The following is a 13711-nucleotide window of genomic DNA, read 5'->3' as shown; positions in this document are numbered from 1 at the left end:
CCTCCACTACATCTTTCCTTTTCTGATCACGCTGTTCTTTTATCGTAGCCATGGAAAGCAGTATACACTGCCAATACTTTCGGAACGATTAATACAAGCGGAGAGCCAGTTGATGCTAAAGAGCACTCTCAGCCTGACCCTGCTGCTCTCGAGCCAGATACTTCATGCAGATCAGCTGACGCAGTTGATCGATCTCTACCGGGCTGACGGCATTACCCAGTTCAACGACCGGCATGAGATCAGCACCAATAACAGAGCAGCTATTGTCAGAGAGGCAAACATTAGCCACTGCGGCAGCTGCCTGGCTTGCCATTCCAGAGCGGAGAGCGGATCCTTCGACGAACACCAAGTAAATATTCCCGGCTTCGGTCGATGGGACGATTGATGACGCGCACCCTCCTGCTTCTGGTCTTGCTTGGCGGACTCACCCCTGCCTTCACTTCCGACCACGATGAGGCGCTGCGGCTGAAACAGGCTGGCGAGATCCTGCCACTGAAAACCATCCTCGAACGCCTGCAGCAGCCGGGCCAGATCCTCGAAGTGGAACTCGAACATAAGCAGGGGCGTCTGGTCTATGAACTCGAACTGCTCGATGAACAGGGGCGGGTCTGGGAGTTCTACTTCGACGCCGCCAGCGGTGAGATGATCAAGAAAAAGATCGAGAATTAGACGTGCGCCTACTGCTGGTAGAAGACGATCTCGAACTGGTCGAGACACTGCAACCCGAACTCTCCCGTGCCGGCTTCGCCGTGGATCTGGCCCGCGACGGCATCGATGGCGAGTTCCTCGGCGATGAGGTGCCCTACGACATCGTGGTGCTCGACCTGGGCCTACCAGGGCGGCCGGGGCTGGAGGTGCTACACAACTGGCGCAGCCGCGACAACAGCGTGCCGGTGCTGGTCCTGACCGCACGCGACGCTTGGCATGAGCGGGTGGACGGCTTCAAGGCCGGCGCTGACGACTACCTCGGCAAACCCTTCCACGTCGAGGAGCTGCTGGAGCGCATCAAGGCGTTGATCAGGCGCAGCGAGGGGCGGCCCGGCCCCCAACTGAAGGCCGCCGGTCTGCTGCTGGATGAAGCGCTGCAGCAGGTACAACTGGCCGATGGCAGCCGCATCGACCTCACCGGCACCGAGTACCGCCTGCTGCACTACTTCATGCTCCACCCCGGCCAGATCGTCTCCAAAACCCGGCTCACCGAGCACGTCTACGACCAGGACTTCGACCGCGATAGCAACCTGATCGAGGTCTATATTCGCCGGCTGCGCAGCAAGCTCGGCAGGGCGCGCATCGAGACCCGCCGCGGCCAGGGCTATATCTTCGTGGACGATCCGGCATGAACTCTCTGGAGTCGCGCCTGCAACTCGGGCTATTTCTCTCGCTGTTGCTGCTGGCCGGCATCCTGATCTGGGGGGGCGGCTACGCCTTGCAGCAAGTGGCAGAATCCTATGTTAGCACCCGCCTCGAACATGATGCCGAGTCGGTGCTGCGCGCATTAAACCACCCCTCGCGCCATAAAAAGATACGCATGGGCCGCCTCACCCCGGTCTATCTGCAGCCCTTCTCCGGCCACTATTTTCAGGTGCAGATCGAGGGCGAAGAGATGATCCGATCCCGCTCCCTGTGGGACCAGACCCTGGAGATCCCGGATCTTGCCCAGGGTGAGGTACAGATACTCTATCTCAACGGACCAGAGCAGCAACCGCTATTGGTTCGGGTGGCCGGTTATCAGAAGCGCAGTCAGCAGCTGACCCTGGCAGTGGCCGAAGATCTGAGCGAGATTAACCAACAGATCGGCCGCTACCAGCGCAACTTCCTGTTTGCCGCCCTCACCGCCATCGCCTTGCTGCTGCTGGTGCAGCGCCTGGTGGTTCGCCACACGCTGCAGCGCCTCGACCAGGTGCCGCAGGACATGAAGCGGCTGGAGCGCGGCGAGATCAGCCAGCTCAGTGAGTCGGTGCCCGACGAGGTGCAGCCCCTGGTGCAGGAGTTCAATCGTATCCTGGCACTGCTCGGCCAGCGCCTGGAACGCTCCCGCAATGCCTTGGGCAATCTCGCCCATGCCATCAAGACCCCCCTCAGCCTGCTGCAGCGGGAGATCGAATCAAACCGGTTCTCCAGCCTCGAAGCGCAGCGCCAGCAGCTGCAGACCCAGGCCGAGCGCATCCAGCGCATCACCGAACGGGAGCTGCGCCGCGCCCGCCTGGCCGGCGCTGGCACCCCGGGGCAGCGCTTCGATGCGGCGGCTGAGATGAACGCGCTGATCACCAGCCTGCGGCTACTCCACTCCGCGAAGAGGCTGGATATCCACTGCAGCCACGCCTTCCAATCGCCCCTACCACTGGACCGCGAGGACATTTTAGAACTACTCGGCAACCTGCTCGACAACGCCTGCAAGTGGGCCAGGCAACAAGTCCGCTGTGAGCTCAGCGCCAATACGGAGATCTTCCAGATCACCATCGAGGACGATGGCCCTGGTGTCTCCGCTGCCGACCTGGACAGGCTCACCCAGCGCGGTGTGCGCATCGACGAAAACATGGAGGGCCACGGACTCGGGCTCGCCATCGTGCGCGATATCGTCAAGCTCTACAGCGGCGAGATCCGCTTCCTCCGATCCTCCCAGCTCGGCGGCCTGCAGATCCTGGTGCGCCTCGCCCTGCATCACTGATCCGACACGCATTTTCAGCTTCAATTCATCCCGGTTGTGGAAACTAAAGCTAGAGGGAACGGAACCCTCGCCACTCCGGCAAAGCCGGGTGGCTGATCCAAGCAGTACCACAGGAGAGCAGTCATGAAGCGTGTGACCAGATTAGCAGCAGCATCCGCCCTGGCAGTATTCGGTATTGGCAGCGCACTGGCATTCAATCCGGGCCCACCGCCCTATGTCTATTTCGATCTCAATGGTGACGGCTACGTTAGCCAACAGGAGTTCGAAGAGGTTCGTGCCCAGCGCCGCGCAGAGCGGGCCCAGCTCGGCTATCCGATGCGCAACCTCAACCGTCCCTCACCCTTCCAGATGATGGATCAGGATGGCGATGGCTACATTAGTGCGACGGAAATGGATAGCTACCGCGCGCAGATGCGGGCCAACCGTTGGGGGAACTCTCCCAACGTCCCAGGGCCCTGCCCGAGAGGCTGGCGTAACCAGTAGCTGAAACAGCGACAGCAGCGGCGATGAGAGGGATCTCATCGCCGGCACTCATTCATCCAATCCTACACAGCTACGCACTACAACTGCTTCTCCCAAAACATCGCCTTGCCCATCTGCGGATCGAGTTCGTAGGGGGAGAAGCCGAATTTGTTGTAGACAGCCCGTGCCGCCAGGTTGCGCTCCAGCACCTCCAGAGTCAGTTTGCAGCACCCCCGTTCAATGGCGATCTGTTCGAGTCTCTGCAGCATCTGGCGGGCGGCCCCCTGCTGGCGAAATCGCGGGATGACAATGATATCGTGGATATTCAGCAGCGGTCGGCACTGGAAGGTAGAAAAGCCTTCAAACGCGTTAATCAGGCCGATGGGTTCATCATCGATAAAGGCAAGCAGGCTCAACGCGTCGCTGCGGGCGCGCATCGCCGCCACCAGATTCTCCCAGGCGTAGTCGGTGAGCGGTGTCCCACCGCCCATCGGATCGAGAGCATAGCTGTTCATCAGCTGCAGAAAGGCCTCAGCCTGGTGGGCATCGGCCAGATCGGCCTCGATTATGTTGAACATCTTCAGCGCTACTCTTTGAAGATCGGCAACTCCGGCTTGGCCTCATCCTGCAGCTCTACCCGCTCGATCTTCTCAAAACGACCGGTAATCTTGCGCGCGGAGATGTTGACGTTGTTGACGTCAGTGTGGGCCTGGGAGATGTGGGTCGCCAGTTTGTCCATGCGGCTCTGGAAACGGCCGAAGTCTTTCGACAGCTCGCGCAGATGCTCCTGGATGATATGCACCTGCTCACGGGTGGCGGCGTCTTTCAGCACCGCCCGAGCAGTGGTGAGGATCGCCATCATGGTGGTAGGCGAGACCAGCCAGACACGGCGCCGGAACGCCTCCTCCACCAAGTCAGGGAAGTGGGCGTGGATCTCGGCGAACACCGCCTCGGCGGGGATAAACATCACCGCGCCGTCGGAGGTCTCGCCCTCGATGATGTATTTACTGGCGATGTCGTCGATGTGTTTCCTGATGTCCTGGCGGAACTGACGCTGCGCCTGCAGCCGCTCCGACTCGGACTGCGTGTCGTCCATCATGCGCTGGTAGCTCTCCAGCGGAAACTTGGCATCGATCACCACATTGCCGGTGGGGTCTGGCAGGAACAGCAGGCAATCGGCGCGACGGCCGTTGCTCAGAGTATGTTGCAGCGAGAAGCCCGACTCGGGCATTACATTACGCACCAGGGCGTTGAGCTGCACCTCACCAAAGGCGCCACGTGAACGCTTGTCGGAGAGCACCTCCTGCAGGCTGACCACACTACTGGAGAGCTCGGTGATCTTCTTCTGCGCCTCGTCGATGCGGGTCAGATGGATCAACACCTGGCTGAAGGTCTCGGTGGTCTTCTCGAAGCCCTCGCTGAGGCGCTTCTCCACCTGACCGCTGATCTCCTTGAGACGTTGGTCGGTGGTCTCGGTGAGCCCCTGCACCCGTTTACCCAGGTCGTCGGCGTGCTGCAGCAACGCCTCGGTGACCTGTTTACGCAGCTCGGTCATGCCCCGCTGCAGCGCTTCCTGCTGCGCCTTCATCGCCTCCAGCTGACGTTCGTCGAACGCTTCCCGGTGGCGAATCAACGCCTGCTGTAGCGCCTCGCGCAGCTCACCCAGCTTCTCCTGCTGCGCCAGCCGGCCATCCGCCAACTCCCGGTTGACCTGGGTCTGCAGCCCCTCGAAACGCTCCAGCAGCTCCACCCGCAGACGCCCCGCATCCTCGGTGAGCCGCTGTTGCATCTCGGCGAAACGCCGCTCTACGCCCTGGGAGAAACGGTCGGTACGCTCCAGCATCTGCTGCTGCAGGGCATGCAGGGTGCGCTGCTGGGCTAGGGCTCCCTTGGTGATACGCTCCGCCAGATGCTGGCCCAGCTGGCTCTGCTCCCGCAACAGGGATCGCTCCAGCTCGCGCAGCCGCTCATCGAGCTGGCGGTCGCGGGCTTCGCGATCATGCAGCAGATCGAGCTGGTGTTGCAGCAGACGCCACAGCCAGCGCAGCGCCACAGCCAGCAATAATAGAAACAGCAGCGCCAGAGCCAGACCGGCCTGCTGCCAGATGGGAAGTTGTGTCAGTGTCTCCATGGCGGAGAATATACCTTATTAAATGCGTTCAGACTTGAAACCTGCCGGTCAGCTCGATAAGTTGCCCGCTCTTTGACTGCGACACGACCAATCCATGCGCGTACATCTAAAAACCCTGGGCTGCCGTCTCAACGAGGCGGAGCTGGAGAGCTGGAGCCGGGAGTTCCGTGGTCTCGGCCACAGCCTGACACAGGATCCGGAGCAGGCCGACCTGCTGGTGGTCAACACCTGCGCGGTGACCGAAGAGGCGGTGCGCAAGTCACGCAAACTGCTGGGGCGTGCGCACCGGCAGAATCCCGAGGCGCGGCTGGTGGTGACCGGCTGCTACGCCTCCCTCGATCCCACCGCCAGTGCCAGTGCCGACGGGGTCGATCTGGTGGTGCCGAACCAGGACAAGGAGCAACTGGTGCAGATCGTGCAACGCGAGCTGGATCTCAACATCATGCCGCAGAGCGTCACCGAGGAGGAGTCCGGCGGGCTGCTCGCACGCGGTCGTCAACGCGCCTTCATCAAGGTGCAGGACGGCTGCCGCTACCGCTGCACCTTCTGCATCGTCACCCTGGCCCGCGGCGAGGAGCGCTCCCGCCCCGCCGAAGAGGTGATCGCCGAGATCAACCGGCTGCACAGCGAGGGGATCCAGGAGGTGGTGCTGACCGGCGTCCACTTGGGCGGCTACGGCAGCGACATCGACTCCGACCTGGGGCAGCTGATCGACCGGGTGCTAGCGGAGAGTGAGATCCCGCGGCTGCGGGTTGGCTCTCTGGAGCCCTGGGATCTGCCCGACAACTTCTGGTCGCGCTTCGACAACCCGCGTTTCATGCCCCACCTGCACCTGCCGCTACAGAGCGGCAGCGACTCTGTATTGCGGCGCATGGCGCGCCGCTGCAAGAGCGACGAGTTCCGCCGGCTTGTTGAGGAGGGACGCCAGCAGGTGCCCGATCTCAACATCACCAGCGACATCATCGTCGGCTTCCCCGGTGAAACAGAGGTGGAGTGGCAGCAGAGCCTCAGCTTCGTCGAGCAGATGGGGTTCGGCCATCTGCACATCTTCGCCTACTCCCCACGCAGCGGCACCAAGGCGGCGGGGCTGCCTGATCCGGTGCCGCGGGAGATCAAGCGCCAGCGCAGCGAGCAACTGCACCAACTGGGCGAACAGATGAAGCGCGAGATGTTGGAACGGCAGCTTGGCAAGCAGGTGCCGGTGTTGGTGGAGGGGGATGGCAGCCGCGGCTGGTTCGGCTATACCCCCAACTACCTACGGGTGGAGATCGAGGCCCCGGCCGATGCGGCGCTGCAGAATCGCATCATCGAGGTAAAGTTGGAGGCAGTGGCAGCTGAAGGGGAGCGTCTGTTGGGCAAGACAACACGCCCCTTGTAAATCGAGCTTCGTCAGCAAGGCGACAGCCTCATCTGCGGACCGCTACCCACAATGCATCGACTCCTACCCATTAAGAATTAGAAGAGTCCTATTCCTCCCACTTATACATCAAAGACAACAAGCCTGAACCCGCTCCCGTCACCAATATTTGGGTTCCATGTCACATTGATGAGGTTAGGCACTGCGTATGCTAGCAACCTCTTACCAAGAGGACGCGCATCGTAGTAGTCGTAGATGTTCTTGCTGATCAAGGCCTGCATCTTCCTATGAGCTGGGTTATATCACTGGAAGCAGGTTGATAATTTCACCATCCCCAGAACCGCAACAACCCTGTCCCTGAGCATCGATCTTCCTAACGTTCGATAGTTCACCCGCTGAGTGATGACCAGCCGAGTTGCAAAGGACAATGGGAACGTCCATGAGTGGCTCCCCTTCAATGCTAGGTAGCTTATTTCCAATGACATCCAACATGTTTTCTCGCCCCTTCTTACTCATGGCCTGGCTCACCGCCAGCATACTCCTCTTCACCCAGTCGACCCAGGCCGCAATTAAGGATTCGACTGATGCGATCAACAAGGCCGGTATGCAGCGAATGCTCACTCAACGCATGCTGATGGATTACGCATTGATCGGTCAGGGCATCAAATACCAGCAACCTGGGGCAGATCTGAAAGAGACCATCGCCCTTTTTGAACGACACCTACAAGAACTCACGGCCTTTCCGGTTAACGATGAAGTCAACAAGGCGTTGAAGGCGGTCACCACACAGTGGCATGCACTCAAGCCGGTACTCACGGCAACCCCCGATCGCAATCAGGCAGCCAGCCTGCGCGATGAGATGGATCGCCTGCTCGACGCATCGCACAGGCTTGTCTCTCTGATTGCTGCCGCATCGGCAGGCAAGAGCGCAGAGATCGTCAACATATCCGGTCGCCAACGCATGCTCTCCCAGCGCATGGCGAGCCTCTACATGCTGCGCAGCTGGCGAATAGCGGGATTTGATTTCGCCCCCGCATTTAAACAGGCTGTCGATGAATTCAAGGCAAGCCATACAAAACTGGAGCACTCCAGCCTGACCACTCCCGACATCAAGAAACAGCTCAATATCGCAAACAAGGCATTCCAATGGTTTGATTTATCCGCAAAAACAAACAGCGATAAATTCATTCCATCCCTCATCCTGCGCTCTTCGAACAGAATTCTCGACGCGATGAACAACGCCACAAAAATGTATGCCGAAAAATAACCCCCGCTCTATGTCTCGTCATTAGGAAGTAACAATGAAGACTCATCCCAAACTCACTTCTAGCTTTTGTCTTGTGCTGCTGCTCGCGCTGCCATTTGCCCTGCATGCAGAGGAGACATTCTCAGTTACCGGCCTGATCGATCGAGCGGGGATGCAACGCATGCTCTCGCAAAAGATCGCCAAGGCCTACTTTTTTCTAGGCAAGAGGAGCCGCCCGGATAAAGCACGACAACAGATGCAGAACAGTTTGGAGCTATTCAAGAGCAACCACGCCAGCCTGAAGAACAAGATCAAGGATCGGGCCACACAGGACCTGCTCACCTATATCGATCTGGCATATGATGAGTATGCTGAACTCTGCAGCCAACCCTATACCCAGGACAACGGCGCACTGGTATTGGATCTCAGCGAGACGCTGTTGGAGGTCTCCAACGAGATCGTAAAGAAACTCGAGCAGGCATCAAAGGTCAAAACATCCAAGATCGTCAACCTCGCCGGTCGGCAACGCATGCTTTCGCAACGCATTGCCAAATACTACATCGCCTATCAACTGGGTTTTCGTGACGTGAATTCGGTCACCCAGCTGACCAAGGCGGTCGATCTGTTCGAGGCCAGCCTGCACGCCTTGAAGGTGGAAAAGTCGAACACCAAGGCGATCAATACCGAACTGGTGCGTATCACCAACCTGTGGAAAGTTGTCAGAGGCTTCTTCCTCGACATCAAGAAGGGTGGGCTTCCTGTCACTGTCTTCGCCACTACCGACAAGATCCTGCAGCGTTCAGACAGGGTAACCAAGATGTACGTCCAGGTCTTTTCCACCCAGGGTTCGAGTGCCACTTCAAGATGATGAGTTAGGACTCAGTGCCTGACCTAAAGGTCAATCTGGTGGTCGGCCTTCTGTTGGCGATCTAGATCATTGACCAGATAGGCCAGCGTTACGCCCAGTTTGCGTGACCAGCTCAGTTCCACCCGCCACGCCTGACCTGGCGGTGACCAGATCTCAAGGAACTCTCCCTCGCCGCGACGGGCCGCGCTGATGCGTGCCGCCCGACTGCGAATCCTCTCAGGAAACTGGCTCCTCTCTTCTGACGTGCCATATTTCCGTGTAAGCCGCTGCTGCAGATCCCGATAGGTGGAGTAGCTGGCCGGATCGTAGCTGCGCAACACCTTGTAGATCCGGCCTTTATAGGCCATCACATAGAGTCGCTCTCGATCCTGACGATAGATCACGCCGACCCGCTCACCCTTACGGCGCAATGGCTGCTGCGCCGGTTGATGCTGCAGCTGTTGCGCCAGGCTACCGCCGAGACAAAAGTCCCGAAACACCTTGCGCACACACACCTCGTCAGCCCGGGCCGAGCTTACCAGGCTCAGGGTTACGCCAAACACGATCAGAAACTGTCGCAGATCCATAAGATCTCCTCTGTTGGTCGTCTGGTTGGCCCATAAAAGAGCCACATTCTACTCTCGTGGCTGGCCAACCAGATCGTCGATGAAACGCCGCATCTCGCGGTAGTGGCTACCTTTCCAGAAGACCTTGCCACACCCACTGCACTGTAAAAACGCATCATAGCGTTCCGCCACCCCGGGCGGCAGCTGCTTCAGCACCATCGTTTTGTCTGTTGCCCGCAGGAGTTCATTGCACTCCATACAGCGACTGAAGGGCTTCAGGCAGTGACCCAGGTCGAAGCGTTGCACCACTTGCCGCAGCTGCTCCCTGGGGTCAGTACTGCGGATCAGCGAGCCGTGGCTAATCGTGCCGCGCATCAGCAGGGCGCGATCCCGGCTCAGCAGGATGCGCCGCTGCCTGCCTGCTAGCTCGGCCAGCTCCCGGTCGCCGAGGTCGTTGAAAAACAGTGTATCGAAACCGAGCATACGCAGATGGCGAGCCAGCTTGCCGAGATGGGCATCGGCCAAGAACAGCAGCTCGCGCAGGGGGTGCGGGCGCAGCCGCAGCAGCGGCGTCACGTCAAGGGCCTCGAACACCGGATAGACACTGACCCGGTCGCCATCCTCGATCTGCCGCTCCAGCCCCACCGACTCACCATTCACCAGGATGATCTCGATCTCGGTGTGGGGCACCCCCAGCCCCTCGATCAGGTGGCGCACCGGAGCGGGAGGCTCGAATCGGAGTTCGATCTCCCGTTTGCGCTGGGCCACCGGCAGAAAGTCGTTGAGCTCCTCGTAGAAACGGAAGCGCGCAACCGCCACGGATCAGATATCAAATTCGGCCCAGATCGGGCAGTGGTCGGAAGGCTTCTGCATGCCACGGATCTCATAGTCGATGCCGGCATCGCTGCAAGCGGCGTTAAGGCTGGCACTGGCCAGGATTAGATCGATGCGCAGACCGCGCTTGGGTTCGCGGTCGAAGCCGCGACTGCGGTAGTCGAACCAGCTGAAGCGGTCATCCACCTCGGGATAGTGGCCGCGGAAGGTGTCGTGCAGGCCCCAATCCGTGAGTCGCTGCAGCCACTCCCGCTCCTCTGGCAGAAAACAGCACTTGCCGCTCTTCAGCCAGCGTTTAGCGTTGTCCGGACCGATGCCGATGTCGAGGTCGAGCGGTGCGATGTTCATATCGCCGATCACCAGCAGATTGTCGTCTGGGCTGTGATGCTGTTGCAGATAGGCGAGCAGATCGGCGTAGAACTTGCGCTTAGCCGGATATTTGACCTCGTGAGACTGGTTCTCACCCTGCGGGAAGTAACCATTGATGACCGTAACCTGATTACCCTTGTCAGTGGCAAAACGGCCGATGATCATGCGCCGTTGGGCGTCCACCGGGTCACCGGGGAAGCCCTTCTGCAGCGACAACGGCGCCTGCTTCGAGAGCAGCGCCACGCCGTAATGGGTCTTCTGGCCAAAGTAGGCGGCGTTGAAACCCAGCGCGCTGGTCATCTCCAGCGGGAAGTCCTGGTCTTGGACCTTGCTCTCCTGGATACCGATCACATCCGGATCATGACGCTGTTTCAGCTGCTGCAGCTGGTGCTCGCGAGTACGGATGCCGTTGGTGTTGAATGAGACAATCTTCATCGCTTCGATTCCTGCACTACAAAACTTCCCGGGTCTCTCTGTCACCCATCTCGAAGCCATGCAAATAGGCCTTGCCCCAAGGCAGAAACTCCTGACCGGCCAGCCGGTCGGCGGTATCAGCCTCGACCCGCGCTGCAATCTGATCCGCCGCCCCCAGCTCTCTCAGCACCTGGATCATGCCATTGGCGTACCCCCGGTTGTACCAGAGCTGCAGATCACCATCGGACTCGCTCAGTTCGCCGGTCTCGGCATAGAGCCGCCCCACCAGATCCAGCAGCTGTTGTATGCGTTTGTCCCGGTCCACTCTGTCACCTTGTTCTGCAAAACAGCGGCAAGCCTAGCATGGGGTCTGGTCAGGCTCTAGCTCACTATACCCATGCTCAAATTGCGGTTGTTTTTCTGTACAGCTATGGCGATCATGGGGGCATAAAATCACCAAATCAAAATAAAACATGCTGATTGTCATCTCCCCCGCCAAGACCCTCGACTACACCACCCCCCCAGTAACCGAACACCATAGCCTCCCACACTTTCTCGACGAGTCGCAGCGGCTGATCAACATCCTGCGCAACTACTCGGCGCTGGATCTGGCGGAGCTGATGAAGCTCAGCATGAAGCTAGCCAATCTCAACTTCGAGCGCTACCACGAGTGGCACAGGGATTTCACCCCGAAAAATGCCAAGCAGGCGGCGCTGGCGATGAAGGGTGACGTCTATACCGGGTTGGATGCGGAGTCGATGTCACAGGCTGGTCTCGACTTCGCCCAGCAACACCTGCGCATCCTCTCCGGCCTCTACGGGGTGCTACGCCCGCTCGACCTAATGCAATCCTACCGGCTAGAGATGGGTACCAAACTACCCAACAAAAACGGCAAGGATCTCTACGCCTTCTGGGGCAGCAAGATCACCGAGGCGATCAACCAGGATCTGGCCGAACAGGGCGATGATATCCTGATCAATCTCGCCTCCAACGAATATTTCAAGGCGATCAAGCCGCAGCTGCTAGCGGGACGCATCATCACCCCGCAGTTCAAGGAGTACAAAAACGGCAGCTACCGCATGATCGGCGTCTACGCCAAGCGGGCGCGGGGTGTAATGAGCCGCTACATCATCGATAATCGTCTTCACGATCCGCAGGCGATCAAGCAGTTTGACCAGGACGGCTACCGCTTCAATCAGACCCTTTCCCAGGGAGATATATGGGTCTTCAGCCGCGGCTAATCGATTCCCACAGCCACTTCGACGACCAGCGTTTCGATGGCGATCGGGAGGCAGCACTGCAGCGCGCCCACGCTGCCGGCGTCACCAGTCAGATCATCGCCAGTATCAAGGCCGAGTGGTGGCCACGCCAGCTGCAGGTCTGCCGCGACTATCCAGGGCTACACCCCGCCTACGGCCTGCATCCGATGTTTGTTGCAGAACATCAACGGTCACACCTCGAGCAGCTGGCGGAGTGGGTCAGACAGGAACGGCCGGTGGCGATCGGCGAGTGCGGCCTCGATCTCTTCATCAACAATCCGCAGCCCCAGCTGCAGCAGTTCTACTTCGAGGCCCAACTGGAGCTGGCTCACCACTACCAGCTGCCCGTGATCATCCACGCCCGGCGGGCAGTGGAGGCCTGCATCAACACCCTTAAGCAATTTCCCGGCCTGCACGGTGTCTTCCACAGCTACTCCGGCAGTAAGCAGCAGGCACACCGGCTGATCGAGATGGGCTTCAGCTTCAGCTTCGGCGGGCCTATTACCTATGAGCGGGCGAACAAGCTGCGCCGGTTGGTGCAGAGCCTGCCACTGGAGTCGATCCTGCTGGAGACCGACTCCCCCGATCAGCCGCTCAGCCAACATCGCGGCGAGCGCAACGAACCCGCCTACCTGCCGCTGGTGCTGCAGACTCTGGCACAACTCAGGAACGAAGATCCGCAACAGATCGCACAGCAGACCCGGTGCAACACCGAGCAGCTGTTTGGTCTGGGAGCCCCGCCTTAGTGGTGGATTTTCATGGGGCGTTCTGGTCAAATTGGGCGTCCAAGACGACAACAAGAGTGGCTTGCCCACCCGATCTACCGGCGGCTTTGAGCATCCGTCGGCAGCACTACCGCCGGCACAGAATGACGACATCCGAATCGAGAATTCCGCAGGATTTTGCGGGCAGCCCGGGTTTGAAGGGTAATGGGCGCATCCGCCTCGCCATCGGTGTCGCGGTGATCCTGCTAACGCTGATCTGGCTCACCTCCACGCCCGACAGTGAGCAGACCGACAGCGGCATCGTCCCCCCGTCGCCGATCACTCCGATCCATCGTGAGGCGGGCGCAACCAGCCCATCAGGCACTGCAGAGTCCCCATCGCCGGTTACGCCAGCGGTCTCCTCCGCGCGTCTCGAAATACCTGCGCAACAAACGGATGGCGAGATCGCCCGGGCGTTGATTGCCGCCCTGCGCAATGGCCAACAGCAGCTGGATGCCGACAGCTTACTGAACCGCGCCCTAGAGCTGCAGCAGCAGGGCCGGGTCACCGACGCTTATCTGTTGCTCTTCTTCAACGCCCGCAACGGCCATGGCCCCTCCGCCATGCTGCTCGGCGAACTTCACGACCCGGCCCACTTCACTACCGGCAGTACGCCAATCCAGGAACCCGACCCGCTACAGGCATTCAAATGGTACTCGCTTGCACGGCAGAGCGGCGTGGAGCAAGCGGAAGAACGGCTGGCCGTGTTGCGCTCACACATTGAGCAGGCCGCCGCCGAGGGTGATGGCAATGCCCGCCGGCTGCTGTTGAACTGGCGTTAGGATCTGTCAATA

Annotated in this window: 17 protein-coding genes; 11 read left to right on the top strand and 6 right to left on the bottom strand. The window is 59.8% G+C overall.

What is annotated here, in order from left to right; genetic code table 11:
- The 5 genes from Ga0074115_RS08535 to Ga0074115_RS08515 all read left to right on the top strand — a co-directional run.
- A partial coding sequence (locus Ga0074115_RS08535; RefSeq protein WP_232432997.1) for a hypothetical protein occupies positions 1-385 on the top strand: 385 nt, incomplete at its 5' end.
- Positions 385-669 carry a PepSY domain-containing protein gene (locus Ga0074115_RS08530; protein ID WP_138921710.1) on the top strand — a complete coding sequence of 95 codons (285 nt, stop codon included), beginning with the start codon at positions 385-387 and terminating at the stop codon, positions 667-669. The genes Ga0074115_RS08535 and Ga0074115_RS08530, both read left to right, overlap by 1 nt.
- A gap of 2 nt (positions 670-671) precedes the next feature.
- Entirely contained in the window at positions 672-1340 is a 669-nt protein-coding gene (locus Ga0074115_RS08525; RefSeq protein WP_060528418.1) for a response regulator transcription factor, read from the top strand.
- The gene (locus Ga0074115_RS17085; RefSeq protein ID WP_057956132.1) at positions 1337-2668 is read left to right on the top strand and encodes a sensor histidine kinase; all 1332 of its coding nucleotides are present in this window, start codon (positions 1337-1339) and stop codon (positions 2666-2668) included. Before Ga0074115_RS08525 ends, Ga0074115_RS17085 begins: the two co-directional genes overlap by 4 nt.
- 123 nt (positions 2669-2791) lie before the next feature.
- Positions 2792-3151 carry an EF-hand domain-containing protein gene (locus Ga0074115_RS08515; RefSeq protein WP_057956131.1) on the top strand — a complete coding sequence of 120 codons (360 nt, stop codon included), beginning with the start codon at positions 2792-2794 and terminating at the stop codon, positions 3149-3151.
- A 77-nt stretch (positions 3152-3228) separates the two neighbouring features.
- Here Ga0074115_RS08515 and Ga0074115_RS08510 read toward each other — a convergent pair whose 3' ends face one another.
- Both Ga0074115_RS08510 and rmuC read right to left on the bottom strand, forming a co-directional pair.
- The gene (locus Ga0074115_RS08510; protein WP_057956130.1) at positions 3229-3708 is read right to left on the bottom strand and encodes a GNAT family N-acetyltransferase; all 480 of its coding nucleotides are present in this window, start codon (positions 3706-3708) and stop codon (positions 3229-3231) included.
- Between the two features lie 8 nt (positions 3709-3716).
- Positions 3717-5261, bottom strand: coding sequence for a DNA recombination protein RmuC (gene rmuC, locus Ga0074115_RS08505; RefSeq protein ID WP_060528417.1), 1545 nt, complete (start codon positions 5259-5261; stop codon positions 3717-3719).
- A gap of 94 nt (positions 5262-5355) precedes the next feature.
- On the opposite strand from rmuC, the gene mtaB reads away from it, so the two are divergent.
- The 3 genes from mtaB (at position 5356) to Ga0074115_RS08485 (ending at position 8732) form a co-directional block, all read left to right on the top strand.
- Entirely contained in the window at positions 5356-6639 is a 1284-nt protein-coding gene (gene mtaB / locus Ga0074115_RS08500) for a tRNA (N(6)-L-threonylcarbamoyladenosine(37)-C(2))-methylthiotransferase MtaB (protein ID WP_057956128.1), read from the top strand.
- Positions 6640-7057: 418 nt separating this feature from the next.
- On the top strand, positions 7058-7885 hold the full coding sequence (locus Ga0074115_RS08490; RefSeq protein WP_232432996.1) for a type IV pili methyl-accepting chemotaxis transducer N-terminal domain-containing protein: 828 nt from the start codon (positions 7058-7060) through the stop codon (positions 7883-7885).
- Between the two features lie 34 nt (positions 7886-7919).
- Complete coding sequence (locus Ga0074115_RS08485; protein ID WP_057956125.1) at positions 7920-8732, top strand: type IV pili methyl-accepting chemotaxis transducer N-terminal domain-containing protein; 813 nt, start codon at positions 7920-7922, stop codon at positions 8730-8732.
- Between the two features lie 23 nt (positions 8733-8755).
- On the opposite strand, the gene Ga0074115_RS08480 is transcribed toward Ga0074115_RS08485, so the two are convergent.
- Genes Ga0074115_RS08480 through Ga0074115_RS08465 form a run of 4 tightly spaced genes read right to left on the bottom strand, consistent with a single transcriptional unit; the run spans position 8756 to position 11219 of the window.
- Positions 8756-9298 (bottom strand): hypothetical protein, encoded by a 543-nt coding sequence (locus Ga0074115_RS08480; protein ID WP_057956124.1) that lies wholly within the window; start codon positions 9296-9298, stop codon positions 8756-8758.
- A 48-nt stretch (positions 9299-9346) separates the two neighbouring features.
- Entirely contained in the window at positions 9347-10096 is a 750-nt protein-coding gene (locus Ga0074115_RS08475) for a Mut7-C RNAse domain-containing protein (RefSeq protein WP_057956123.1), read from the bottom strand.
- A gap of 3 nt (positions 10097-10099) precedes the next feature.
- Entirely contained in the window at positions 10100-10915 is an 816-nt protein-coding gene (gene xthA, locus Ga0074115_RS08470; protein WP_057956122.1) for an exodeoxyribonuclease III, read from the bottom strand.
- Between the two features lie 16 nt (positions 10916-10931).
- Complete coding sequence (locus tag Ga0074115_RS08465) at positions 10932-11219, bottom strand: hypothetical protein (protein WP_006473739.1); 288 nt, start codon at positions 11217-11219, stop codon at positions 10932-10934.
- Between the two features lie 148 nt (positions 11220-11367).
- Between Ga0074115_RS08465 and yaaA the strand changes: the two genes are divergently transcribed.
- From yaaA to Ga0074115_RS08450, 3 genes are all read left to right on the top strand, one after another.
- Positions 11368-12135 carry a peroxide stress protein YaaA gene (gene yaaA / locus Ga0074115_RS08460; protein WP_057956121.1) on the top strand — a complete coding sequence of 256 codons (768 nt, stop codon included), beginning with the start codon at positions 11368-11370 and terminating at the stop codon, positions 12133-12135.
- Positions 12114-12899: a TatD family hydrolase gene (locus Ga0074115_RS08455; RefSeq protein WP_057956120.1), complete on the top strand. Its 786-nt coding sequence runs from the start codon at positions 12114-12116 to the stop codon at positions 12897-12899. Before yaaA ends, Ga0074115_RS08455 begins: the two co-directional genes overlap by 22 nt.
- Positions 12900-13021: 122 nt before the next feature.
- Entirely contained in the window at positions 13022-13699 is a 678-nt protein-coding gene (locus Ga0074115_RS08450; RefSeq protein WP_232432995.1) for a deoxyribonuclease, read from the top strand.
- The last annotated feature ends 12 nt before the right edge of the window (positions 13700-13711 follow it).

The sequence above is a fragment of the endosymbiont of Ridgeia piscesae genome, from assembly GCF_001443665.1.
Classification (GTDB): Bacteria; Pseudomonadota; Gammaproteobacteria; order Chromatiales; family Chromatiaceae; genus Endoriftia; species Endoriftia persephonae.
This window is presented reverse-complemented; position numbering and strand designations above follow the sequence as displayed.

Bases quoted from the DNA above. Each gene is read 5' to 3' on its own strand.
- Ga0074115_RS08455 (WP_057956120.1), top strand. From the start codon at position 12,114: ATGGGTCTTCAGCCGCGGCTAATCGATTCCCACAGCCACTTCGACGAC.
- Ga0074115_RS08485 (WP_057956125.1), top strand. From the start codon at position 7,920: ATGAAGACTCATCCCAAACTCACTTCTAGCTTTTGTCTTGTGCTGCTG.
- xthA (WP_057956122.1), bottom strand. From the start codon at position 10,915: ATGAAGATTGTCTCATTCAACACCAACGGCATCCGTACTCGCGAGCAC.
- mtaB (WP_057956128.1), top strand. From the start codon at position 5,356: ATGCGCGTACATCTAAAAACCCTGGGCTGCCGTCTCAACGAGGCGGAG.
- Ga0074115_RS08510 (WP_057956130.1), bottom strand. From the start codon at position 3,708: ATGTTCAACATAATCGAGGCCGATCTGGCCGATGCCCACCAGGCTGAG.
- yaaA (WP_057956121.1), top strand. From the start codon at position 11,368: ATGCTGATTGTCATCTCCCCCGCCAAGACCCTCGACTACACCACCCCC.
- Ga0074115_RS08530 (WP_138921710.1), top strand. From the start codon at position 385: ATGACGCGCACCCTCCTGCTTCTGGTCTTGCTTGGCGGACTCACCCCT.
- Ga0074115_RS08480 (WP_057956124.1), bottom strand. From the start codon at position 9,298: ATGGATCTGCGACAGTTTCTGATCGTGTTTGGCGTAACCCTGAGCCTG.
- Ga0074115_RS08450 (WP_232432995.1), top strand. From the start codon at position 13,022: ATGACGACATCCGAATCGAGAATTCCGCAGGATTTTGCGGGCAGCCCG.
- Ga0074115_RS17085 (WP_057956132.1), top strand. From the start codon at position 1,337: ATGAACTCTCTGGAGTCGCGCCTGCAACTCGGGCTATTTCTCTCGCTG.
- rmuC (WP_060528417.1), bottom strand. From the start codon at position 5,261: ATGGAGACACTGACACAACTTCCCATCTGGCAGCAGGCCGGTCTGGCT.
- Ga0074115_RS08515 (WP_057956131.1), top strand. From the start codon at position 2,792: ATGAAGCGTGTGACCAGATTAGCAGCAGCATCCGCCCTGGCAGTATTC.
- Ga0074115_RS08490 (WP_232432996.1), top strand. From the start codon at position 7,058: ATGAGTGGCTCCCCTTCAATGCTAGGTAGCTTATTTCCAATGACATCC.